The sequence below is a fragment of the Pseudomonas sp. S2_F03 genome (assembly GCF_054668335.1).
The window spans coordinates 2,408,085-2,431,833 of sequence record NZ_CP162759.1 but is presented as its reverse complement, the minus strand read 5'-3'; the positions used below and the strand labels follow the sequence as shown (position 1 = coordinate 2,431,833).

The following is a 23,749-nucleotide window of genomic DNA, read 5'->3' as shown; positions in this document are numbered from 1 at the left end:
GGCTGCGTTCCCACGCGGGAGCGTGGGAACGATCACGCAGGGGGACCTGAGCGTCAGGGTTTGGCGTCAACCTTCGCCACCGTCACCCACCAGGACGTGTGCTGTTCGATTTGCACCGGCAAGGTCGGGAGCAGGGCGCTCAGGGCTTTGTCGGTATCGTGCAGCGGGAAGCTGCCGGTGATCCGCAGGTCGGCAATTTCGGGTGCAACGCCTAAATGCCCGCGTCGATAACGACCGAGTTCGCGCACCAGATCTTCCAGGCGGGCGTTGTCGACCACCAGCATGCCGCGAGTCCAGGCATCGGCGCCGGGGTTGACGGCGACAATTGGCCCCAGGCCATCGCTGCGCATCAGCACTTGCTGACCTTCGCGCAGAATCTGTTCCTCGGGATTCGATTGCGGATGCGCCGCCACCGCGGACTTCAACACGCTCAGACGCGTGCCTTGTTCCTCGCGCTTGACCAGGAACAGCGTCCCGAGTGCCCGCATGCTGCCTTCGCGGGTTTCGACGATAAACGGCCGGGCATCGCCATGACCGGTCTCGACGAGGATTTCGCCTTCCTGAAGGATGATCCGCCGCTGCTTTTCATCGAAACGGATGTCCACGGCGCTGTGGGTGTTGAGGTTGATCAGTGTGCCGTCGGCCAGGCGCAGGGTGCGTTGCTCGCCGGTGGCGGTGCGCTGGTCGGCCAGCCAGTAGTCGAGGGGCAGATAGCGATCACCGGCAAACAGCGCCAACCCGATCACTGCGACAACGCTGGCCAAGCCGCTACCCAGTTTTCGAACGCGACGACGAATGCTTTCACGCGATTGCAGCAACGCCGCGCGGGCCGGGCCGTTGGCGACGCTGAAGCGCTGGTCGAGCATGCCCAGTTGGCGCCAGGCGCGGGCATGTTCTTCGTGGGCGGCGTGCCACTGGCTGAACGCTTCGCGCTCCACCGGGTTACCGGAGTCCAGCGATAATTGCCAGGCAATCGCTGCATCCAGCACCTGGGCCGAAACGGGTTTGGAACTGACCAGGCTCATACTGGCTCACCGTACAACGCGATGTAGCACTGACGAATCCCCTGGGCCAGGTATTGCCGGACACGCGGCACCGAGACGCCCAATCGCTCGGCGATTTCGGCATGACCGAGGCCGTCGAGGCGGTTATAGAGAAACGCTGCCCGGGCCTTGCTCGACAGCTGACCCAACAGGCGGTCGATGGCTTTAAGGTCTTCGAGAATCATCTGCTGCTCTTCGACCGACGGTTGTTCGCCTTCGGGGATCAGCATCAGTTCGGCCAGGTAGGCCTGCTCCAGGGCAGCGCGGCGGAAATAGTCGAACAACAGGCCTTTGGCAATCGCTACCAGAAACGCCCGCGGCTCGCGGGGCTCTTTGAGCTCATCGCGGCCCAGCAACCGCACAAAGGTGTCCTGGCTCAGGTCTTCGGCACGTTGCGGGCACGCCACGTTGCGTCGCAGCCACGCCAATAGCCAACCGCGATGGTCGCGATACAACGCACCAACGAGCTCACTTTGGGGGCTTTGAATTGAAGACACGCAGCATCACCGATTGGGAAGTGTTAACTAACGAGAATAGTTCGCGATTGTGGCAGAGGCGGGGAAGGTAAGCAATTGGCGCTGGTCGGGTGGGTGATGACCGTATCTATTCGGCACAGCCTTCTGTAGCAGCTGCCGAAGGCTGCGTCCGGTTGCGCAGCCGCCGCCATTCTGCCGGCAAGCTTGATCGGATGTACTGGGCATTGATGTGACGACCGCTGCGCAGTCGGACGCAGCCTTCGGCAGCTGCTACAGAGGCGTGTGATGGCCGTTAGAAGGAAGGCGCCTGCTGCCGCCGTTTCCACTGACTCAACCGCTGTTGCAGGTTCAACGGGCTATGGATTTGCTGCTGCCGTGCCCGACTGAACAGGATCAGCGCCAACTCAGCGGTAGCCAGCGCATCGGCACTGGCGTTATGCCGCTCGAAGACCTCCAGCTTGAACCAGTCGATCCACTCATCCAGCCCGGCGTCTCGAATGTGAGCTTGGGGGCAAAGCAGCGGGGCGATGTCGGCCACATCCAGAAACGGATGGGTCAGCTTGTAGCCCAAGTGGTCTTTGAGCGCGCGGCCTAGCATGTGCTGATCGAAGGGCGCATGAAACGCCAGCACCGGGCTGTCACCGACGAACTCCATGAATTCGAGCAAGGCCTGCGCCGGGTCACTGCCGGCGGCAATGGCGCTAGGCCCCAGCCCATGAATCAGCACGCTGGGCGCAAGCTTCAGGTTGGCGCATTGCAGCGTGCGTTCGAATTGCTGGCTGAAGTCGATGGCGCCGTCCTCGATCACCACGGCACCGATGGACAACACCCGGTCCTTGTTCAGGTTCAGCCCGGTGGTTTCCAGGTCGAGGACCACCCAGCGTTGCTCGCGCAAGCTGCATTCGCCCAACTCGGGCGCTGCCGGCAACTGTTTGAGACGTTGTTGCCATTCGCCCGTCAGGAGCGGAGTGGCCGGGCGCAACCATGAAAACAGGCTCATAGCTGATACCGCAGGATCAGGCTGCTTTGCAGGCGTTGCGCCTGGCGCAGGGACTCACGCAGGATTCGGCGGTCCAGATGATTGAGGCTGTCCGGGTCAACCCGGTTGGAGTAGGGCAAGTTCTCCCGCGTTTGCAGCTGATGTTGCTGCATGCGGGTTTGCTGAATGAAGTGATACGCCTCTTCATAGGCCGCACCGTCCAGTGGCTGGATGACTTCTTTGGCCACCAGCTGGCGAAAGCGCTCCAGGGTATTGTTGGTCTCGATCCCGTGAGCCAATGCCAACAACCGTGCGCCGTCGACGAAAGGCGTCAGGCCCTGCACCTTCAGGTCCAGCGTGGCTTTTTCACCGTTCTTGCGCGCCAGGACGAACTCACGGAAACGCCCCACCGGCGGACGATTGCGCAAGGCATTCTCGGCCATCATCCTCTGAAACAGTCGGTTATCGCCGACTTGATCGAGAATTGCGCGGCGTAATTGCTCGCACCCTTGCTCGTCGCCCCAGACCACGCGCAAGTCGAAATAGATGCTCGAACCCAGCAGGTTTTCCGGCGTCGCCTCGCGAATAAAAGCTGCAAAGCGCCGCGCCCATTCGGCTCGCGACAAACACAGCTCCGGGTTGCCCGCCATGATGTTGCCCTTGCACAGCGTGAAACCGCAGAGCGCCAGGCTCTGGTTGATCTGGTGGGCAATGGGCAACAGCTTGCCGCGAATCTCTGCCGCGTGCGCCGCGTCCCGAGCCTCGAATAAAATGCCGTTGTCCTGATCGGTGTGCAGCGTCTGCTCGCGACGGCCTTCGCTGCCGAAGCACAACCAGCTGAACGGCACACCGGGGTCGCCTTTTTCGGCCAGGGTCAGTTCGATCACCCGGCACACGGTGTGATCGTTGAGCAAGGTGATGATGTGGGTGATTTGCGTCGAAGAGGCGCCATGAGCCAGCATGCGTTCGACCAATTGACCGATCTCACCGCGCAGCAGCACCAGGTTTTCCACACGCTGGGCACTGCGGATGGTCCGTGCCAGGTGCACCAGGTCCACCCGTTGCAGGGAAAACAGATCGCGTTCCGAAACCACGCCGCACAGGCGATGATCTTTCACCAGGCAGACGTGGGCAATGTGCCGCTCGGTCATGGCGATGGCCGCATCGAAAGCGCTGTGGTCCGGCGTCAGGAAAAACGGCGCTTGGGTCATATGCTGCTCGATGGCTTCATTGAAGTCGTTGGTGCCTTGGGCCACGACATGGCGCAGGTCGCGCAGGGTGAAAATCCCCAGGGGGGCTTTATGCTCGTCGACCACCACGATGCTGCCGACTTGTTGCTCGTGCATCAGCGTCACCGCTTCACGCAGCGGCGTCGCCGGGCCGCAGGTCACCGGGTGGCGCATGGCCAATTCGCCCAGGCGCGTATTCAGCGAGTACTGAGTGCCGAGCGTTTCCACGGCTTTTTGCTGGACCTGCTGGTTGACCTGATCCAGCAAACTGCTGACGCCACGCAGGGCGAAGTCGCGAAAAGTGCTGGAAAGCGCGAACAGTTTGATGAACGCCAGCTTGTTCAGCTGCAGGCAGAAGGTGTCTTCGGCGGCAAGGTGTTCGGTGCGGGTCGCACGCTCACCCAGCAGCGCGGCGAGGGGAAAGCACTCGCCGGTGGTGATTTCGAAGGTGGTTTCGGTGCCACCCTTGGCGGTATGCGGGCGCTCACCGACGACGCGGCCTTGTTTGACAATGTAGAAATGTTCAACCGGGCCATCGGCAGGCTTGATGATGCTGTCGCCGGGGGCATAAAAGCGCAGTTGGCATTGCTCAACCAGGTACGCCAGGTGAGCGTGTTCCATCTGATTGAAGGGCGGGAAACGCTGAAGGAATTGCAACGTGCCCTGGATGTTCTGCAACACCGCGGTTTTCCCTGCCTGTGTGAAGGCGTCCGCTTTACTCATAACCATTACCGCAGTCTTTTTTGAATTGTTGTTGTCGGATGACCCTGCCATGGTCGGCCCCTGCGCGCAGAGTGCCCATTGGACGTAAGTCTAGGTAAACCCCGGCGGCGAAGATTTTTCGGAAGTCCCCTACACAATTCGAGGAAGGACCTATCCTTTCCCCTATTGGAAAAATACCCGACGAAGTGCACATTGAAGGCCTGCTTAGCGATGTCTCACCACTGTGCTAGGGAATTGAAATGAACATCTAGAGAAAACCATGTCCGACCACGATATTTTGAGTGACGCTGAGCGCGAGGCGCTGAGTGCCGTCATGCTGGAACCTGATTTGCCGCCGCAGCGGGTGCTGATCGTCGATGACGACAAGGACGCGCGCGAGTTGCTCTCGGAAATTCTGGCGCTGGATGGCATTCGCTGCCTGACCGCGGCCAGTGGTGAAACGGCACTCAAGATGCTGGAGCAGAAACCATTGATCGGCCTGGTGATTACTGACCTGCGCATGGGCCAGGTTGATGGTTTGGAACTGATTCGCCAGGTGCGCGAGTCTGTACGGGCAGCGATGCCGTTCATCATTGTTTCTGGCGATGCCGATGTGAAGGATGCCATTGCGGCAATGCATTTGAGCGTGGTCGACTTCCTGCTCAAACCCATTGACTCCGCCAAGCTGCTGGAGTTGGTCAAGCATGAGTTGGGGATGGATGTGTAACCTTCGATCTCAAACAAAAAGGCCCTGATCTCTCGATCAGGGCCTTTTTTTGTCAGGTGCCGCTTACTTACAGGCCATTGGCTGCCTTGAACTCGCGACGCCGACGGTGCAGAACCGGCTCGGTGTAGCCGTTCGGCTGCTGGGTGCCTTCGACCACGAGTTCGACCGCCGCCTGGAAGGCGATGTTGCTGTCGAAGTTCGGTGCCAGTGGACGGTACAGCGCGTCATTGGCGTTCTGACGGTCAACCACTGGCGCCATGCGCTTGAGGCTTTCCATCACTTGCTCTTGGGTCACGATACCGTGGCGCAGCCAGTTGGCGATGTGCTGGCTGGAAATACGCAGCGTCGCACGGTCTTCCATCAGGCCGACGTCGTTGATATCCGGCACTTTCGAGCAACCGACACCCTGGTCGATCCAGCGCACTACATAACCGAGAATACCCTGGGAATTGTTGTCCAGTTCGTTCTTGATCTGTTCTGCAGTCCACTGTGGATTGACGGCCAGCGGGATGGTCAGGATGTCGTCCACCGAAGCGCGCGCACGTTTGGCCAGTTCGGCCTGACGGGCGAACACGTCGACCTTGTGGTAGTGCAACGCGTGCAGTGCCGCAGCGGTCGGCGATGGAACCCAGGCGGTGTTGGCGCCGGCCAGCGGGTGAGCGATTTTCTGTTCGAGCATCGCCGCCATCAGGTCGGGCATCGCCCACATGCCTTTGCCGATCTGCGCGCGACCTTGCAGGCCAGTACTCAAACCGATATCGACGTTCCAGTTTTCGTAGGCGCCGATCCACTTCTCGGCCTTCATGTCAGCCTTGCGAACCATCGGCCCGGCTTCCATGGAGGTGTGGATTTCATCGCCCGTGCGGTCGAGGAAACCGGTGTTGATGAACACTACACGCTCGCTCGCCGCCTTGATGCAGGCCTTGAGGTTGACCGTGGTGCGGCGTTCCTCGTCCATGATCCCGACTTTCAACGTGTTGCGCGCCAGACCGAGGACTTCTTCGATACGACCGAACAGCTCGTTGGTGAACGCGGCTTCTTCCGGGCCGTGCATTTTTGGCTTCACGATATAGACCGAGCCAGTCCGGCTGTTCTTGCGCGAGCTGTTGCCGTTGAGGCTGTGAATCGCCGCGAGGCTGGTCACCAGACCGTCGAGAATGCCTTCCGGCACTTCGTTGCCGTCTTTATCGACGATGGCGTCGATGGTCATCAAGTGACCCACGTTACGCACGAACAACAGCGAACGACCGTGCAGGCTCAGTTCCTTGCCATCGACACCGGTGTAGGTGCGGTCGGCGTTCATGGTGCGGGTAAAAGTCTGACCGCCCTTGGCGACTTCTTCCGACAGGTCGCCCTTCATCAGGCCGAGCCAGTTGCGGTAGATCACCACTTTGTCATCGGCATCGACGGCGGCGACGGAGTCTTCGCAGTCCATGATCGTGGTCAGCGCGGCTTCCATCAGGATGTCTTTGACGCCGGCTGCGTCGGTCTGGCCGACCGGGGTGCTGGCATCGACCTGGATTTCGAAGTGCAGACCGTTGTTTTTCAGCAGAATCGCGGTGGGCGCGGCAGCATCGCCGTGGAAACCGATCAGCTGGGCATCGTTACGCAGGCCGGTGTTGCTGCCACCTTTGAGGGCGATCAACAGTTTGCCCTCAACGATCTTGTAACCGGTGGAATCGACATGGGAACCGGCAGCCAATGGCGCGGCGTCGTCGAGGAAGGCGCGGGCGAAGGCAATGACCTTGTCGCCACGAACCTTGTTGTAGCCTTTGCCTTTTTCCGCGCCGTCAGCTTCGCTGATGGCGTCGGTGCCGTAGAGCGCATCGTACAGCGAACCCCAGCGGGCGTTCGAGGCGTTGAGCGCGAAACGGGCATTCATGACCGGGACCACGAGCTGCGGGCCGGCCATGCGGGCGATTTCGTCATCGACGTTTTGCGTCGTTGCCTGGAAATCGGCCGCTTCTGGCAGCAGATAACCGATGTCTTGCAGGAAGGCTTTATAAGCCACGGCATCGTGCGCCTGACCGGCACGGGATTGGTGCCAGCCATCGATACGAGCCTGGAAATCATCGCGTTTGGCGAGTAGGGCTTTGTTCTTCGGCGCCAGGTCATGAATGACCTTGTCGGCACCGGCCCAGAACTTATCGGCGGTGAGGCCGGTACCGGGAATGGCTTCGTTGTTCACGAAGTCGAACAGGACTTTGGCGACCTGCAGGCCACCGACTTGAACGTGTTCAGTCATTGCTTGCCTCACTCTGCTCAGCTATTTCGCTTTTCAGCTCTTCAATTTAACAATGAAGCCTCTGGCCATTTAAACCACAAACCCTTGCGCCAGTACATGCCCTTGCGGACGGCTGGGTTCGGTCCAATCAACGGCTTTGAGGCCTTGCTGACGGGGCTTTCAGGGTTGCGAGTGTGCCTGTGGCAGACATCGATCCAACGTTATGTAGTGCGCGCTGCGGCATACTACATGATGAATTGCGCTTGTGAAAATTAGACTAATTACGTCGTTCTGCGACCCCATGACGCATTGCAGTCACGGTGTGGTGCTGGATGTTCTCAAAAAACCATAAGATTGTTCCAGTTAAATATAAAAAGTTGTACACGATTTGTGGTTTTCAGTTCATTCAGCGGTGCCTTCAATCGCGGGCAAGCCCGCTCCCACAGGGACTGCGCATGACGCTGTGGGAGCGGGCTTGCCCGCGATAAGGTCAGTCGATACACCATTGATTCTGGATCTGGCCAACCCTTGCCTATACTTGGTTTTCCATAACAAAAGTCATGACAAGAGGGCTGCGCCATGGACCACCTCGTACTCACAGTATTCGCTCCGGACAAGCCTGGGCAGGTCGAGCGCATCGCCCAGTGCATTGCCGAACACGGGGGCAACTGGCTGGAAAGCCGCATGTCGCGCATGGCAGGACAGTTCGCCGGGATTCTTCGAGTGGGCGTGCCGGCCGAGGCCTACGATGAACTGGTGGATGCCTTGCAAGCGTTGTCTGCCCAAGGCATTCGTGTACTGATTGCCGAAAGTGGCATCGAGCAGTCCTGCACCTGGAAACCCATTGCGATGGAATTGGTGGGCAATGATCGTCCGGGCATCGTTCGCGACATCACGCGTCTGTTGAGCGAGCAGGGGGTGAACCTGGAACGGCTAGTGACCGAAGTGAGGCCGGCACCGATGAGCAGCGAGCCGTTGTTTCACGCTGAAGCGATTCTCGCGGTGCCGCTGACATTGTCGCTGGACGTGTTGCAGTCGCGCCTGGAAACCCTGGCGGACGATTTGATGGTTGAACTGGTGCTGCGCAGTGAGCCCTGAGCGGGTTATCCGGGAAGGTTATCCAAGTTAAACGTGCACCCACCTGTGGATAACCTGTAGAGACAGCCCGCTAGCCCACGCCGGCCGGGCTTCTTCAGTATCTGATCAAAAAACCATCAGTTTCAACGAGTTGCACACAAACGGCGGGGATCACGCTGTGGATAACCTTGGGAAGGATCGATGCAGGCCACAAGGGCCGTGGCCTGCAGAGGTTTGTGTGTTTTTTGATCAGCTGCGGCGGCGCAAACTTATCCACGCATCGACGCTATAAACCGCAAGACCTGCCCAGATAAAGATGAACGCGACCAGCGTGCTGGATGACAAGTGTTCGCCAAACAGCAGAACGGCTTGCAACAGCACCAGTGTCGGCGCCAGGTATTGGAGAAATCCTAACGTCGTGTAAGGCAAATGCCGTGCGGCGGCGTTGAAACACACCAGCGGCACGAGCGTGACCGGGCCGGCGGCGACCAGCCACCAGGCTTCAGAGGTGGTCCAGAACTCGGGTTGGGCGCTGGCTGCCGTCGGGTTGAACAGCAACCACGCAACAGCAATCGGCACCAGCATCCAGGTTTCCACCACCAGACCGGGCAATGCCTTGACCGGCGCCTGCTTACGGATCAATCCGTAGAACCCGAACGTCAGCGCCAACACCAGCGACACCCAGGGCAGGCTGCCGACTTGCCACACCTGCTGCGCCACGCCAACCGCCGCCAAACCCACGGCCAGCCACTGCATGCGCCGTAGCCGTTCGCCGAGGATCAACATCCCCAGCAACACGTTCACCAGCGGGTTGATGTAGTAACCAAGGCTGGCCTCGAGCATCCGCCCGTTGTTCACCGACCACACGTAGGTCAGCCAGTTGGCCGCAATCAGCGTGCCACTGAGGGCGAGGATCGCCAGGCGTTTGGGGTTGTCTCGCAGTTCGCGCCACCAGCCGGGATGTTTCCAGACCATCAGCAACAAGGCACCGAACAGCGCGGACCACAGCACGCGATGGATGATGATTTCCACGGCGGGTACGTTGGCAATGGCTTTGAAGTAGAGCGGGAAAAGTCCCCAAATGATGTAGGCACTCAGGCCCAGAATGTACCCGCGACGCGGGTTGGCAGCTTGCATGCAGAATCCTTGCTTAGGCAGCTAACGAAGAGGGATTGTAAGGAGATTTGTCTACGAATGTCCTGCCTGAATAGGTTGGGCAATTGTGAACACTCAACCCTGTGGGAGCGAGCTTGCTCGCGATGGCGGCGATTCAATCAGCACATCAGTGACTGATGGATTGCTATCGCGAGCAAGCTCGCACAGGGTTTCTAGGTGGGTCAGAAAAGTTTAAGGGGTTCTTCGTTCAGGGCTGCGAGTTGCTCGCGCAATGCCAGCACCTGGTCGCCCCAATACCGCTCGCTGCCAAACCACGGAAAGCTGTGCGGGAACGCCGGGTCGTCCCAGCGACGGGCGAGCCAGGCGCTGTAGTGCATCAGGCGCAAGGCGCGCAGTGGCTCGATCAACGCCAGTTCCCGAGGATCAAAGTCGTGAAACTCGTTGTAGCCGTCCATCAGTTCCGACAGCTGCCCGAGGCATTCCTGGCGGTCACCGGCCAGCATCATCCAGATGTCTTGCACCGCCGGGCCCATGCGGCAGTCATCGAGGTCGACGATGTGGAACATTTCGTCGCGGCACATCATGTTGCCGGGGTGGCAATCACCGTGCATGCGAATGTTCTGGTGCGGCGTGTTGCTGTAGGCATCTTCCACACGCTTGAGCAGGTCGCGGGCCACCGATTCGTAGGCCGGCAGCAAACTCTTGGGGATGAAATTGCCTTCGAGCAAGGTGGTCAGCGAGTCGTGGCCGAAGTTCTTCACACCCAGCGCTTCACGGTGGTCGAACGGTTTGGTTTTGCCGACGGCGTGCAGGCGACCGAGCAATTGACCCAGGCGATAGAGTTGATCGAGATTTCCCGGCTCCGGCGCGCGGCCACCACGGCGGGGGAACAGGGTGAAACGAAAGCCGTTGTGCTCGTGCAGGCTGGCGCCGTTGTGAATCATCGGTGCGACCACCGGTACGTCGCATTCGGCGAGTTCGAAGGTGAACTGGTGCTCTTCGAGAATCGCTTCGTTGGTCCAGCGCTGCGGACGGTAGAACTTGGCGATCAGCGGTTCGCCATCTTCGATGCCGACCTGATAGACACGGTTCTCGTAACTGTTGAGCGCCAGAATGCGCGCGTCACTGAGAAAGCCAATACTTTCGACGGCATCGAGCACGAGGTCTGGGGTGAGGGTTGCAAACGGGTGGGCCATGCTGACTCCTGCGCGCAGCAGGCTGCCGCGTCCGGCCAAGCATGGTAGCGCAGACGGCGGGGCTTTAGTGGTTGGGGTTGAGATGTGTAGCGTCTGGACCGGCGCCTTCGCGGGCAAGCCCGCTCCCACATTGGCCTGTGGTGCTCACACTATTTGTGACACACCCTCGATCAAGTGTGGGAGCGGGCTTGCTCGCGAAGAGGGCGGATCAGGCGCCGACGATCCCGCCATCTTCCCGGGAAATGGCCATCACTGAAGACCGCGGTTTGCCATTGGACAAATGCTCCGGGAATGTCGAACCGCCGTTTTCCCCCGGATGCTGAATGCCGACAAACAAGGTCTTTTGATCCGGTGAGAAGCTGATCCCGGTGACTTCGCAGCCAATCGGCCCGACCATGAAGCGGCGAATCTCCCCGGTCACCGGGTCGGCACACAGCATCTGGTTGTTGCCCATGCCGGCAAAGTCACCGGCATTGCTCGAATCGCCGTCGGTGAGAATCCACAAGCGTCCAGCTTTGTCGAACCCCAGGCCATCCGGGCTATTGAACATGTTCTGCGGCGTGATGTTCGACGATCCGCCCTTCGGCGTGCCGGCATGAACACCCGGATTGCCGGCGACCACAAACAGGTCCCAGGCAAAGCTATTGGCGGCATGATCGTCGCGGTCGGTGCGCCAGCGCAGGATCTGCCCGTACACGTTCTTCTCACGCGGGTTCGGTCCGCCCACCGGCTGACCGTCCTCTCCGCGTTTGGCGTTGTTGGTCAGGGTGCAATAGACCTGGCCATCCTTGGGGCTTACGACGATCCATTCCGGGCGGTCCATGCGCGTGGCTTTCACCACACTGGCGGCGAGGCGTGCGTGGATCAGCACCTCGGCCTGGCCGGCGAAGCCGCTGCTGGCGTCGATACCGTTTTTGCCGTGGGTCAGCTCGACCCATTCGCCCTGGCCCTTCGGGTGATCGGCATTGCCGTCGCCGGCGTCGAAGCGCGCGACGTACAGCGTGCCGTGATCCAGCAGGTCGCGGTTGGCCTTGGGGTTTTTGTGGTTGATCTTGTCGCGGCTGACGAACTTGTAGATGAACTCGCCGCGTTCGTCGTCGCCCATGTACACCACGGCGCGGCCGTCATGGGTTTCAGCCAGCGCGGCGTTCTCATGCTTGAAGCGGCCCAAGGCCGTGCGCTTGACCGGCGTCGATTGCGGATCGAACGGGTCAATCTCCACCACCCAGCCGTGACGATTGAGTTCGTTCGGGTTTTTCGCCAGGTCGAAACGCGCGTCGTGCGGGTGCCAGTTGATCTCTTTGCTGGTCGCCACCGCGCCGTAGCGTTTCTGCGCGGCGTCGAATTTTTGCTCGGCATTGCTGCTGCCGAAGCAGTCGGTGAAGTTTTCTTCACAGGTCAGGTACGTGCCCCACGGCGTCTTGCCGTTGGCGCAGTTCTGAAAGGTGCCAAGGACATTTTTGCCCTGTGGGTCGGCGCTGGTTTTCAGCAGTTCATGGCCAGCGGCCGGGCCACTCAGTGTGATCGGTGCGTTACCGTGAATGCGTCGGTTGTAGCGCGAGCCCTGGACGAATTGCCATTGGCCGTTCTTGCGCTGCACTTCGATCACCGACACGCCTTCGCAGGCCAGCGCCTTGCGCACTTCTTCGGCCGATTGTGGCATGCCGCCGTGCGCGTAGAGGTAGCGATAGTTGGTGTATTCGTTGTTGATTGCCATCAGCGCCCGGTCTTTCTCACCGGGAAACTCGAACAGGCTCATGCCGTCATTGTTGTCGCCGAACTGGAGTTCCTGCTGTTCGGCCGTGCCATTGCCACTGGGGTCGAAGGCCGGGCCGTTTTTGTGCAGGGGCTGGCCCCAACTGATCAGCACCGAGGATTTGTAACCCGCGGGAAGGGTGATGGCGTCGCTGGTGGCGGCGGGGATGCTGTCAAAGCCCAACAGTTTGCTGGTGCCTGCGCTGACGCTCGCGGCCAGCACGCTACGGCTCAGCAGGTTGCCACCGAGGAACATCGCCGCACCGCAGAGGGCTCCGGCGCTGATGAAACCACGACGGCTGAGGCCGACCATTTTTTCGAGGTCGGTGGATTGGCTTTCTTCTAATAGGCTCACATCAGGCTCCCTGCGGGTTTTTGCAGTCACCTTAATGAGCCTCCGTGACGTTTTTGTTTCAGAGCGGAGTGCCCAACAGGATATTGGACGGCGAACATTGCACCCGTACCGGTTTGTCGATGGCAAGCCCCAGGGTTCTCAAGTGCAGCGGTTCGGCCAGCGCGCACAGCGTATGGCCATTAGGCAGACCGATGCGCACTTCGGTGGGGCCGTCTTCGGCGTCGAGAATTTCTTCGATAATGCCGTTCAAGCAGTTGTTGCCGGGTGTTTCCTGCTGGTCGATGCCCAGCAGGTCCAGCCAACCGGCCTTGATCAATGCGACCACCTCGGTGCCGATTTCCAACTCCAGGCGCAGGGTGCTGTCGTGGGTAATCTGCGCATCAATGTTCAAGCCTTCGGCCAATTCAAGACGGATCAGGTCATTGCGCCCCTGAGCTTCGATCTCCACAACCTTGCCATGCAGTTGATTACGCGCGCTGGTCCTGAGCATCAGGCGGCCGAGCAAGTCCAGATCGCTGGCGTCTTCGGCCGCCTCCAGCACTTGGGCCTGCAGGGCTTGCAGCTTTTGGTAAAGGCGCAACACACGCAGGCCTTCGCTGGAGAGTTTGGCGCCCCCGCCGCCTTTGCCACCGACACTGCGCTCCACCAGCGGCTTCTGCGCCAGGTTGTTCAGTTCGTCGATCGCATCCCATGCGGCCTTGTAGCTCAGGCCCGCACTTTTCGCGGCACGGGTGATCGAGCCTTGTTCGGCGATGTGTTGCAGCAACGCAATGCGCTGCGGACGACGGACAATGTGCTGGGACAACAAGGTTGGCAAGGACATGGCAAGGCGCTTTGGGCTGTGACGATTGGAAAGACGTTGGCCGCTTGGGGCGCGGGAGTCAAGTCAGGCCACGTCGCCAGGTTTGGGTGTTCGGGCCAGGCAGTAGACATCAACCCGTGCGGCGCCAGCCTCCATTAACAACCGGGCGAGGGCTTGCGCCGTCGCACCGGTGGTCAGCACGTCGTCCACCAAGGCCAGATGACGGCCCTTGATGTGCGCGCCGGGTGTCAGGGCGAAGGCATGGCGAAGGTTCTTTTTGCGGGCATCGGCATTCAAATCCTGCTGCGCGCTGGTGTCTTGAATCCGCAACAGCAGCGTTTCGTCGCAAGGGATGTCGAGGTTGGCGCCGAGCCAGCGGGCGAGCATCGCGGCTTGATTGAAGCCCCGTTGACGCAAGCGTTTAGTGGCCAGCGGCACGGGGACGAGCGCGTCAGGTCGATTCAGGTCTTCATCGAAGCGATGTTGCAGGAACTGCGCGAGAAGTTCGCCGAGCAGGCGGCCGAATGGCCACTTTGCCGAGTGCTTGAAGCGTGTGATCAACGTGTCCAGCGGAAAGCTGTAAGTCCAGGGTGTGGCCACTCGCTCGAAGGCGGGCGGGTGTTCCTGGCACTGGCGGCAAGTCAGCCCGGCGCCGGTCAAGGGCAGGGCACAGGTTTGGCAGTGATCGCCAAGCCAGGGCAGTTCCGTTTCGCAGGCCATACAGATCGGGATGTGTTCATCGGCCGGTTCAGCGCAGAGCAAACAGCGCTGGTTGTTTTTTAACCAGATGTAAACCGGCCCTTCGTAACGTGGTTGACAGCGCATGAGTCTTCCTTAAATATGCCGAACATCCGTGTCGCGTCTGTGGGTATTCCGTCCCCAGTCGCTTGCCAAGCATAAAACAAAGGAAACGCCCATGAGCGCCAGCACCACTGCAACCCTGCGTCATGACTGGTCTTTGGCCGAAGTCAAAGCACTCTTCGTTCAGCCATTCAATGACCTGTTGTTCCAGGCGCAGACGGTGCACCGCGCGCATTTCGACGCCAACCGCGTCCAGGTTTCCACGCTGCTGTCGATCAAGACCGGCGCCTGCCCTGAAGATTGCAAATATTGCCCGCAATCCGGTCACTACAACACCGGCCTGGAAAAAGAAAAGTTGATGGAAGTGCAGAAGGTCCTCGAAGAGGCCGCTCGCGCCAAGGCCATCGGGTCGACCCGTTTCTGCATGGGCGCGGCGTGGAAGCATCCGTCGGCCAAAGACATGCCTTACGTGCTGAAGATGGTCGAAGGTGTGAAAGCCCTGGGCCTGGAAACCTGCATGACCCTGGGTCGCCTGGATCAGGACCAGACCGAAGCGCTGGCCAAGGCCGGCCTCGACTACTACAACCACAACCTCGACACCTCGCCGGAGTTCTACGGCAGCATCATCACCACCCGCACCTACGGCGAGCGCCTGCAAACCCTGGCCTACGTGCGTGATTCGGGGATGAAGATTTGCTCGGGCGGCATCCTCGGCATGGGTGAGTCCCTTGATGACCGCGCCAACCTGCTGATCCAGCTGGCCAACCTGCCAGAGCATCCGGAATCGGTGCCGATCAACATGCTGGTGAAAGTCGCCGGGACGCCGCTGGAAAATGCGGAAGACGTCGACCCGTTCGATTTCATCCGCATGCTCGCCGTCGCCCGCATCCTGATGCCGCAATCCCACGTGCGTTTGTCCGCTGGCCGCGAAGCGATGAACGAGCAGATGCAGGCCCTGGCGTTCTTCGCTGGCGCCAACTCGATTTTCTACGGCGAAAAACTGCTGACCACTGCCAACCCGCAAGCCGACAAGGACATGCAACTGTTCTCGCGCCTGGGGATTCTGCCGGAAGCGCGCGAAGAACACGCCGACGAGGTGCATCAAGCCGCCATCGAGCAAGCGCTGGTTGAGCAGAAGAGCAGCGAGCAGTTTTACAACGCAGCTGTTTAAGTCCTTTGCCTTGTAGGAGCAAGGCTTGCCCGCGATGAAAACGCCTCGGTCGGCCTGAATGACTGCGGCGCTCTTATCGCGAGCAAGCTTTGCTCCTACGAGGGCTGTACCCCATTCCTACTCGCGAGGCCTGCATGTCTTTCGATCTCGCCGCACGCCTTGCTGCCCGTCGTGCCGAAAACCTCTACCGCCAGCGCCCGCTACTCGAAAGCCCTCAAGGCCCGGAAGTGGTGGTCGATGGTCAACCGTTGCTCGCGTTCTGTAACAACGACTACTTGGGCCTGGCCAATCACCCGCAAGTGATCGAAGCCTGGCGCGCCGGTGCGGCTCGTTGGGGCGTCGGTGGCGGGGGCGTCGCACTTGGTGATCGGCCACAGCACGCCGCATCACGCGCTGGAGGAGGCCTTGGCTGACCTGACCGGCCGTCCGCGTGCGTTGTTGTTCACCACCGGTTACATGGCCAATCTCGGTGCAGTCACGGCCTTGGTCGGGGCGGGTGATACGGTGCTGGAGGATCGACTCAATCACGCCTCGTTGCTGGATGCCGGTTTGCTGTCCGGCGCGCGCTTCAACCGCTATCTGCACAACGACGCGGTCAGTCTGGCCAAGCGGCTGGAGAAGGCCACCGGTAATACGCTGGTGGTCACCGACGGTGTATTCAGCATGGACGGCGACATCGCCAATCTGCCGGCGCTGGCGCTCGAAGCCAAGGCCAAAGGCGCCTGGCTGATGGTCGATGACGCGCACGGGTTCGGGCCGCTAGGCGCCAATGGCGGTGGGATCGTCGAGCATTTTGGCCTGAGTCAGGAAGAGGTACCGGTTCTGGTCGGCACGTTGGGCAAGGCATTTGGTACGGCCGGGGCCTTTGTTGCTGGCAGTGACGAGTTGATCGAAAGCCTGATCCAGTTCGCCCGACCCTACATTTACACCACCAGCCAGCCACCGGCGCTGGCCTGCGCGACGCTGAAAAGCCTCGAACTGCTGCGCACTGAACACTGGCGGCGTGAGCATCTGAAGGTGCTGATTCGTCAGTTCCGCCAGGGTGCCGAGCAGATTGGCCTGGAACTGATGGACAGTTTCACGCCGATCCAGCCGATCATGATCGGCGATGCCGGGCGTGCGGTACGGCTGTCGCAGATGTTGCGCGAGCGCGGTCTGATGGTGACCGCGATCCGTCCGCCGACCGTGCCGGCTGGCAGCGCCCGCTTGCGGGTGACCCTGACCGCCGCTCATAGCGAGGCACAGGTGCAGCGCTTGTTGAATGGACTGGCCGATTGTTTTGCACTGTTGAAATCGGAGCCAAGCCATGCGTGACCGACTGATTCTGCTGCCCGGATGGGGCCTCGGGATTTCGCCGCTGGAACCCTTGGCGGCAGCCTTGCGTGGGCTGGATGAGCATCTGCGGGTCGAGATCGAGCCGTTGCCGGAACTGGAATCGAGTGATCTTGACGAGTGGCTCGATGAGCTGGATTCGACCGTGCCGCAAGACGCCTGGCTCGCAGGCTGGTCCTTGGGTGGCATGCTCGCGGCGGAGCTGGCGGCGCGTCGAGGCGATCGCTGCTGCGGTTTACTGACGCTGGCGAGCAATCCTTCGTTTGTTGCCCATGAGCAATGGCCGAGCGCGATGCCCGCCGAGACGTTCGAGGCGTTTCTGGCCGGCTGCCAGGCAGATCCACGCCTGACGTTGAAACGGTTTACGTTGCTGTGTGCGCAAGGCGCGCAAGACCCTCGCGGTCTTTCCCGGTTACTGCTCGGTGGTGCGCCGCATTCCACTGCTTCGGTTTTGGCGGCCGGTCTGGAAGTCCTTGCACAACTGGATACTCGCCAGGCTTTGCAGGCATATCGCGGTCCACAATTTCATTTGTTCGCCGGCCTCGACGGCCTGGTTCCGGCCGAAGCCGCAGGGGATTTGCTGACGCTGCTGCCGGATGTCGAAATTGGTCTGATTGAACAGGCCAGTCATGCGTTTCTTCTGGAAGACCCCCACGGTGTGGCGGGGGCGATTCAGGCCTTTTTGCACGAGTCCGGTGATGACTGATTTATCCCTTCCCAATCTGCCCGGCGGTTTGCCTGACAAGCGCCAGGTGGCAGCGTCCTTTTCTCGCGCGGCAGCGAGCTATGACAGCGTGGCCGAATTGCAACGCGATGTTGGTAGCCAGTTGTTGAGTCGCTTGCCGGGTGATTTTGTCCCGGGTCGCTGGCTGGACCTGGGCTGCGGCACCGGTTATTTCAGTCGTGCGTTGAGCGAGCGTTTTCCGGCCGGTCAGGGTGTCGCCCTCGACATTGCCGAAGGCATGCTCAATCACGCGCGGCCATTGGGTGGGGCGACCCATTTCATCGCGGGCGATGCCGAGCGCTTGCCGCTCCAGGATTCGACCTGCGATTTGATCTTCTCCAGTCTTGCCGTGCAGTGGTGCGCTGATTTTGAGTCGGTGCTTCGCGAGGCGCACCGGGTGCTGAAACCAGGGGGTATTTTCGCGTTTGCTAGTCTTTGTGTAGGGACGTTGTTTGAACTGCGTGACAGCTGGCGTCAGGTCGATGGCATGGTCCACGTCAATCGCTTCCGCGAGTTGGGTGTTTATCAGCAGTTGTGTGCTACCAGTGGCTTGAAGACTGTCAGCCTGCAAACGCGTCCTCATGTATTGCATTACCCGGATGTGCGCAGCCTGACCCATGAACTGAAGGCATTGGGTGCGCACAACTTGAACCCAGGGCGGCCGGGTGGTTTGACTGGCCGTGCGCGGATCCTCGGTTTGATCGAGGCGTATGAGCAATTTCGCCAGGCCGAAGGATTGCCGGCGACATACCAAGTGGTCTACGCCGTGTTGGAGAAACCTTTATGAGCGCAGCCTATTTCATCACCGGCACTGACACTGACGTTGGCAAGACCACCGTTGCTGCGGGTTTGTTGCATGCCGCGCGATCCGCGGGCCTGAGCACGGCAGCGGGCAAGCCGGTTGCCTCTGGCTGCGACGTGACGCCCAAGGGGTTGCGTAATGCCGATGCGTTGGCGTTGTTGGCTGAGTGTTCGTTGCCGTTGACGTATGCCCAGGTCAATCCGCTCGCGTTCGAGCCGGCCATCGCCCCACACCTGGCCGCACGGGAGGCCGGCGTGGCATTGACCGTACAGTCGCTGTTGACGCCCATGCGCGAGATTCTCGATATGCAGGCGGATTTCACCCTGATCGAAGGGGCGGGCGGCTGGCGCGTGCCGTTGGCGGATCAGGACAATCTGTCTGACCTGGCGATGGCGCTGGGTTTGCCGGTCATTCTGGTGGTCGGTGTGCGGCTGGGTTGCATCAACCATGCGCTGTTGACGGCCGAGGCGATTGCTCAGGATGGGTTGCAGCTGGCGGGTTGGGTGGCCAATATCATCGATCCGAAAACCTCACGGTTGGAGGAAAACCTCGCCACGCTCGCCGAGCGGATTCCCGCGCCCTGCCTGGGGCGAGTACCGAGGCTCAAGTCGATCACGGCTGAATCCGTGGCGGAACATTTGCAACTGGATCTGCTGGACTAGGTTTTACCTATGACAAGGCACTGTGCCATTAGTGTTTTTGTCGGGCCTTTTGCCATCAGGTCTGGTTCAATGGCCACCATTGATCCCTTGCAGGACGAGTTCTCCCATGGAAATCTCAGGTAACACCGCTTTTTATGCTGGTCTGAGCACTATTCAGACAGGGCAGAACCGCGTCGATCAAGCTTCCGGGCAGATCGTCAGCAACACCATCGAGCGTTCGGTTACCAGCCAGTCCTCCGAGGCTCAGGTTGATCGTCTGCGTTCGGTTGATCGCAGCCAGCAATCTGACCTGGCCAGCAACGTAATCGATCTGGCCCAAGGCAAATTTCAGGTTGAAGCGGGCGCCAAAGTCGCCAAGGCTTCGGACGAAATGCTCGGCACGTTGATCGATACATTCGCTTGATTCCCCGCTGAATCCGCTTCATCGACGCCGCGATTTTTCGCGGCGTTTTTCTGCGTAAGTCCTTCTCGCTCAACTAATCTTTTCTACACGCCGCGGTGTTTATTCAGCGCTCGTACGCTGCTGCGTGTCCGGCAGATCGGTGAGGTGATGACGAACGGCCAAAGATCGACGCTTGACAAGAATTAGGCGTAAACGTATGTTTCAAACAACTGTTTGACCGTCACAACAAATCAACACGGTCGTTCATTCCCGGTTACATCAGCAGAGGTTTATCGCTATGCCTGACTACAAGGCCCCCTTGCGTGATATTCGCTTCGTTCGTGACGAATTGCTCGGCTACGAAGCGCACTATCAGAGCCTTCCGGCTTGCGCAGACGCAACTCCGGACATGGTTGACGCCATTCTCGAAGAAGGCGCCAAGTTTTGTGAGCAGGTACTGGCGCCGCTGAACCGCGTGGGCGACACCGAAGGCTGCACCTGGAGCGAGTCCGGCGTTAAAACGCCGACTGGCTTCAAAGAAGCCTACAAACAATTCGTCGAAGGCGGCTGGCCTAGCCTGGCCCACGACGTAGAGCACGGTGGCCAAGGCCTGCCAGAGTCTCTGGGTCTGGCTGTGAGCGAAATGGTTGGCGAAGCCAACTGGTCGTGGGGCATGTACCCAGGCCTGTCGCACGGCGCGATGAACACCATTTCCGAACACGGCACGCCTGAGCAACAAGACGCGTACCTGACCAAACTGGTTTCCGGTGAGTGGACCGGCACTATGTGCCTGACCGAACCGCATTGCGGCACCGACCTGGGCATGTTGCGCACCAAGGCCGAACCTCAGGCCGACGGTTCCTACAAAGTCTCCGGCACCAAGATCTTCATCTCGGCCGGTGAACACGACATGGCCGACAACATCGTCCACATCGTACTGGCCCGCCTGCCGGATGCACCGGCTGGCACCAAAGGTATCTCGCTGTTCATCGTTCCAAAGTTCATGCCGAACGCAGACGGTTCGATCGGCGCACGCAACGCAGTGAGCTGTGGTTCCCTGGAACACAAGATGGGCATCCACGGTAACGCCACTTGCGTGATGAACTTCGACGCGGCCACCGGTTTCCTGATCGGCCCGGCGAACAAAGGCCTGAACTGCATGTTCACCTTCATGAACACCGCACGCCTGGGCACCGCGCTGCAAGGTCTGGCCCACGCCGAAATCGGCTTCCAGGGCGGCTTGAAATACGCTCGCGATCGTCTGCAAATGCGTTCGCTGACTGGCCCGAAAGCGCCGGACAAGGCTGCCGACCCGATCATCGTTCACCCAGATGTACGTCGCATGCTGTTGACCATGAAGGCATTCGCCGAAGGCAACCGCGCGATGGTTTACTTCACCGCCAAGCAAGTCGACATCGTCAAGTACGGCGTGGATGAAGAAGAGAAGAAGAAAGCCGACGCACTGCTGGCCTTCATGACCCCAATCGCCAAAGCGTTCATGACCGAAGTCGGTTTTGAATCCGCTAACCATGGCGTGCAAATCTACGGCGGCCACGGCTTCATCGCCGAGTGGGGCATGGAGCAGAACGTTCGCGACAGCCGCATTTCGATGCTGTACGAAGGCACCACCGGTATCCAGGCACTCGACCTGCTGGGCCGCAAAGTGTTGATGACGCAAGGCGAGGCCCTGAAAGGCTTCACCAAAATCGTCCACAAGTTCTGCCAGACCAACGAAGGCAACGAAGCGGTTCAAGAGTTCGTCGCACCACTGGCTGCACTGAACAAAGAATGGGGCGAGCTGACCATGAAGGTCGGTATGGCGGCCATGAAGGATCGCGAAGAAGTCGGCGCGGCCTCCGTGGACTACCTGATGTACTCCGGTTACGCCTGCCTGGCCTACTTCTGGGCTGACATGGCGCGTCTGGCTGCCGAGAAACTGGCTGCCGGTACTTCCGAAGAGGCGTTCTACACCGCCAAGCTGCAGACTGCGCGCTTCTACTTCCAGCGCATCCTGCCGCGTACCCGCACTCACGTTGTCACCATGCTGTCGGGCGCTAACAACCTGATGGACATGAAAGAAGAGAACTTCGATCTGGGCTACTAAGGCCTAAACGCAGTCCTTAAAAAAACCGCCGCTCCGAAAGGGGCGGCGGTTTTTTTTGCGTTGAGGTCAGGCCTTGATCACCATGGTGTCGGATCCAGGGGGCCGACGCCAGTCGGGGTGCTCACGCCTTCGCCGTTACGTATGAACGGCAGATGCCAGAAGTCGTTAGGCACCACAGGATCGCCAGGCTTGACGCCTTCCGGAAAGATGAACTCAAACACCGGCGCCACATACTGTCCGGCAATCAGTCCATTGGCGACGGTCAGCCTGCCCGCATTCTGGATGCAACTGTCCACGGCGGTCTGGGATAAGCTCTGCTGTGGAACGCAAAGTGACCGCGCAACGACGCGCAAGGTACGTGTTGGCTGGCTAAGTAGCCCTGCGGGCGATTTGGTCGCACGTAATCTGGCGCGTTGTGGCTGAGGACCCGTGTTCTGTGTGGTAATACCACCCGAGGCTCCCAGGCAACTGGCCGCAAGGCCCAGCGCAGGGTTGCATTCACCCGTCATCTCATAGGGTGTAACCCAGCGATTGGTTTGCACACCTGTCGATGGATTGACATCTATCAGATAGATGTCGACCGGGGTCTTGATATCGGTGGTCGAGGCTTCAAGGAAAATCCGGTCCTGCGTCTCCTGGGCTACTCCGCTGATGGCTGTTGCAGCCGGGTCGGCCGTACCGATGCCAAACTCCCCGATAGCCATGTAGCTGGGCTGCGAACCAGGCTGAGTGTAGATCCCGACATTCGCCTCGATCGTGTGTGCAGAGACGAAGTCCGGGGCTCCCGTTGTGGCTGACTTGAACAAAGTACCGGACCAGCTGATGAAGTCGCCGACTTCGAAGGGGGCCTGTTGAGTCGGATCGGGGTCCGTCGCCGTGCGTGTAGCATCGCTGAATCTCTTCATGACGTACTGGCTGCAATAGACCTGCCCCACCGCTGGCCCTGAGAGTTCCCCACTGGCCGGAGGCGCAACACCGGCCTGGCTGAAATTGCGGCAGTTGTTGGTCGTGGTCGGGGTGACCACTTTTGGCCGGTTTTTCTGTGGGCAGAGCGCATCGTCCCCGGAAATCGTGCGCGGCACGCACATCGGGTAGCCGGTGGCGGCATGGATGGTCGGGTTGGCATCATCGACGGAGAAGCGTGGGTCGGGGCTTTGGGCACGGCCAAAACGTCCGTTCGGGTCGTTGATCTGAATAATCGTGGGTTGCGTCGGGTTCCCGCTGTCAACTTCGAGGTTGCCGTTGGTGTAGTCGATCCGGCTGATGAAACCGTTACCCGCGTTGACTGATTGCTGGGAGACAAAGATCAGCCCGGCAATCTGCTTGTTGGAGACGTTATTGCCTACCACATGGATCTCGAACGAGGGATAGGCCGCCGCTGACTTTCCGAGCGCCAGGGTTCCACCCCTGACGAAGTCGGCCCAGGTCAAGGTGTTGGCCGGCATCTGCATAACGGTGTTGCAAGGGACAACAATCGTGACGCCGTTCAACTGGACAGTCCCTCCGAAGCGGCCCGGGTCGCTGGTACTGGGGCAATTCGAATTGGTGGTGTCCAGGGTCATGTTTTGGATAAAACCGGTAACGTCAAACCCATTAATCGCAGTCGGGTTTGTAAAAATAGGATCGGGCAGTGTGGGTGTCGTGAACGGCGAGGGCAAACCCGGGGGCTTGGCAGTCCCGCCACCACCGCCACCACCACCGCCACCGCCAGCCCCGTTTTTGGCAAATGCATCTCCGCCACCACCAATGGCCAGTGCGACAGCGACGGCACTGGCGAGCAGAACTTGGCGACTGAAGATGCCGTTGAATCGTTTGTGAGGCAGCGGCGGTATGGCGAGCGTTTTTTCGTACAAAGATAAGCTCATGGCTCACTCCAGTATCTTGCAAGACCCATTGCCGGCCAATCGAGATCGTAGATCTGCTAATGCGCTGAATCCTGCGCAAGAAAAACGCAAAGCCGTGAGTGTCGAATTTGGGCTCGATCCAGCGTGATAAGTGCCTGTGTACGGTCGACACTTGCCGTTCGGATGTTTTCACCTGCGTTGCGACGGCCGGTTACGGACGCAAACGCGAGAGACATTTCCTTGAGC

General features: G+C 60.0%; 19 protein-coding genes and 1 pseudogene. 9 read left to right on the top strand and 11 right to left on the bottom strand.

Features of this window, described 5'->3' with window-relative positions:
• Positions 1–53: 53 nt before the first annotated feature.
• The 4 genes from AB4N76_RS11505 to AB4N76_RS11490 form a co-directional block, all read right to left on the bottom strand.
• The gene (locus tag AB4N76_RS11505) at positions 54–1,025 is read right to left on the bottom strand and encodes a FecR domain-containing protein (protein WP_077431154.1); all 972 of its coding nucleotides are present in this window, start codon (positions 1,023–1,025) and stop codon (positions 54–56) included.
• The gene (locus AB4N76_RS11500) at positions 1,022–1,540 is read right to left on the bottom strand and encodes an RNA polymerase sigma factor (protein ID WP_046029913.1); all 519 of its coding nucleotides are present in this window, start codon (positions 1,538–1,540) and stop codon (positions 1,022–1,024) included. Before AB4N76_RS11500 ends, AB4N76_RS11505 begins: the two co-directional genes overlap by 4 nt.
• Before the next feature lie 271 nt (positions 1,541–1,811).
• Positions 1,812–2,519, bottom strand: a complete 708-nt coding sequence (locus AB4N76_RS11495) for a 3'-5' exonuclease (protein WP_046029915.1) — start codon at positions 2,517–2,519, stop codon at positions 1,812–1,814.
• On the bottom strand, positions 2,516–4,456 hold the full coding sequence (locus AB4N76_RS11490) for a putative nucleotidyltransferase substrate binding domain-containing protein (protein WP_046029916.1): 1,941 nt from the start codon (positions 4,454–4,456) through the stop codon (positions 2,516–2,518). The genes AB4N76_RS11495 and AB4N76_RS11490 overlap by 4 nt, the downstream gene beginning before the upstream one ends.
• 253 nt (positions 4,457–4,709) lie before the next feature.
• On the opposite strand from AB4N76_RS11490, the gene AB4N76_RS11485 reads away from it, so the two are divergent.
• The gene (locus tag AB4N76_RS11485) at positions 4,710–5,156 is read left to right on the top strand and encodes a response regulator (protein WP_046029917.1); all 447 of its coding nucleotides are present in this window, start codon (positions 4,710–4,712) and stop codon (positions 5,154–5,156) included.
• Positions 5,157–5,223: 67 nt separating this feature from the next.
• Here the strand turns inward: AB4N76_RS11485 and AB4N76_RS11480 are convergent, their stop codons facing one another.
• The gene (locus AB4N76_RS11480) at positions 5,224–7,401 is read right to left on the bottom strand and encodes a malate synthase G (protein ID WP_460164469.1); all 2,178 of its coding nucleotides are present in this window, start codon (positions 7,399–7,401) and stop codon (positions 5,224–5,226) included.
• A 558-nt stretch (positions 7,402–7,959) separates the two neighbouring features.
• On the opposite strand from AB4N76_RS11480, the gene AB4N76_RS11475 reads away from it, so the two are divergent.
• Positions 7,960–8,478 (top strand): glycine cleavage system transcriptional repressor, encoded by a 519-nt coding sequence (locus tag AB4N76_RS11475; protein WP_046029919.1) that lies wholly within the window; start codon positions 7,960–7,962, stop codon positions 8,476–8,478.
• Positions 8,479–8,706: 228 nt separating this feature from the next.
• Here the strand turns inward: AB4N76_RS11475 and rarD are convergent, their stop codons facing one another.
• From rarD to AB4N76_RS11450, 5 genes are all read right to left on the bottom strand, one after another.
• Complete coding sequence (rarD, locus tag AB4N76_RS11470) at positions 8,707–9,594, bottom strand: EamA family transporter RarD (protein WP_046029920.1); 888 nt, start codon at positions 9,592–9,594, stop codon at positions 8,707–8,709.
• Between the two features lie 200 nt (positions 9,595–9,794).
• Positions 9,795–10,769 (bottom strand): serine/threonine protein kinase, encoded by a 975-nt coding sequence (locus AB4N76_RS11465; protein ID WP_109785573.1) that lies wholly within the window; start codon positions 10,767–10,769, stop codon positions 9,795–9,797.
• A 208-nt stretch (positions 10,770–10,977) separates the two neighbouring features.
• A complete protein-coding gene (locus AB4N76_RS11460) occupies positions 10,978–12,879 on the bottom strand; it encodes a PhoX family protein (RefSeq protein ID WP_077431156.1) in 1,902 nt (633 codons plus the stop codon).
• 58 nt (positions 12,880–12,937) lie between these two features.
• Positions 12,938–13,702: a TOBE domain-containing protein gene (locus tag AB4N76_RS11455; protein ID WP_460164468.1), complete on the bottom strand. Its 765-nt coding sequence runs from the start codon at positions 13,700–13,702 to the stop codon at positions 12,938–12,940.
• A gap of 63 nt (positions 13,703–13,765) precedes the next feature.
• On the bottom strand, positions 13,766–14,506 hold the full coding sequence (locus AB4N76_RS11450; protein ID WP_077431157.1) for a ComF family protein: 741 nt from the start codon (positions 14,504–14,506) through the stop codon (positions 13,766–13,768).
• Between the two features lie 91 nt (positions 14,507–14,597).
• Between AB4N76_RS11450 and bioB the strand changes: the two genes are divergently transcribed.
• From bioB to AB4N76_RS11415, 7 genes and pseudogenes are all read left to right on the top strand, one after another.
• Positions 14,598–15,653, top strand: coding sequence for a biotin synthase BioB (bioB, locus tag AB4N76_RS11445; RefSeq protein WP_046029927.1), 1,056 nt, complete (start codon positions 14,598–14,600; stop codon positions 15,651–15,653).
• A 134-nt stretch (positions 15,654–15,787) separates the two neighbouring features.
• A pseudogene (bioF, locus tag AB4N76_RS11440) lies at positions 15,788–16,967 on the top strand (8-amino-7-oxononanoate synthase).
• Positions 16,960–17,691, top strand: a complete 732-nt coding sequence (locus AB4N76_RS11435) for an alpha/beta fold hydrolase (RefSeq protein WP_046029930.1) — start codon at positions 16,960–16,962, stop codon at positions 17,689–17,691. The pseudogene bioF and the gene AB4N76_RS11435 overlap by 8 nt, the downstream one beginning before the upstream one ends.
• Positions 17,684–18,496 (top strand): malonyl-ACP O-methyltransferase BioC, encoded by an 813-nt coding sequence (gene bioC / locus AB4N76_RS11430; protein WP_046029931.1) that lies wholly within the window; start codon positions 17,684–17,686, stop codon positions 18,494–18,496. The genes AB4N76_RS11435 and bioC overlap by 8 nt, the downstream gene beginning before the upstream one ends.
• Positions 18,493–19,173, top strand: a complete 681-nt coding sequence (bioD, locus tag AB4N76_RS11425) for a dethiobiotin synthase (protein ID WP_046029933.1) — start codon at positions 18,493–18,495, stop codon at positions 19,171–19,173. The genes bioC and bioD overlap by 4 nt, the downstream gene beginning before the upstream one ends.
• 106 nt (positions 19,174–19,279) lie before the next feature.
• On the top strand, positions 19,280–19,576 hold the full coding sequence (locus AB4N76_RS11420) for a pyrroloquinoline quinone biosynthesis protein PqqE (protein WP_460164467.1): 297 nt from the start codon (positions 19,280–19,282) through the stop codon (positions 19,574–19,576).
• Positions 19,577–19,853: 277 nt separating this feature from the next.
• Complete coding sequence (locus AB4N76_RS11415) at positions 19,854–21,659, top strand: phenylacyl-CoA dehydrogenase (protein WP_046029935.1); 1,806 nt, start codon at positions 19,854–19,856, stop codon at positions 21,657–21,659.
• A gap of 77 nt (positions 21,660–21,736) precedes the next feature.
• Here the strand turns inward: AB4N76_RS11415 and AB4N76_RS11410 are convergent, their stop codons facing one another.
• Positions 21,737–23,524, bottom strand: coding sequence for a hypothetical protein (locus tag AB4N76_RS11410; RefSeq protein ID WP_046029936.1), 1,788 nt, complete (start codon positions 23,522–23,524; stop codon positions 21,737–21,739).
• Positions 23,525–23,749: the final 225 nt, after the last annotated feature.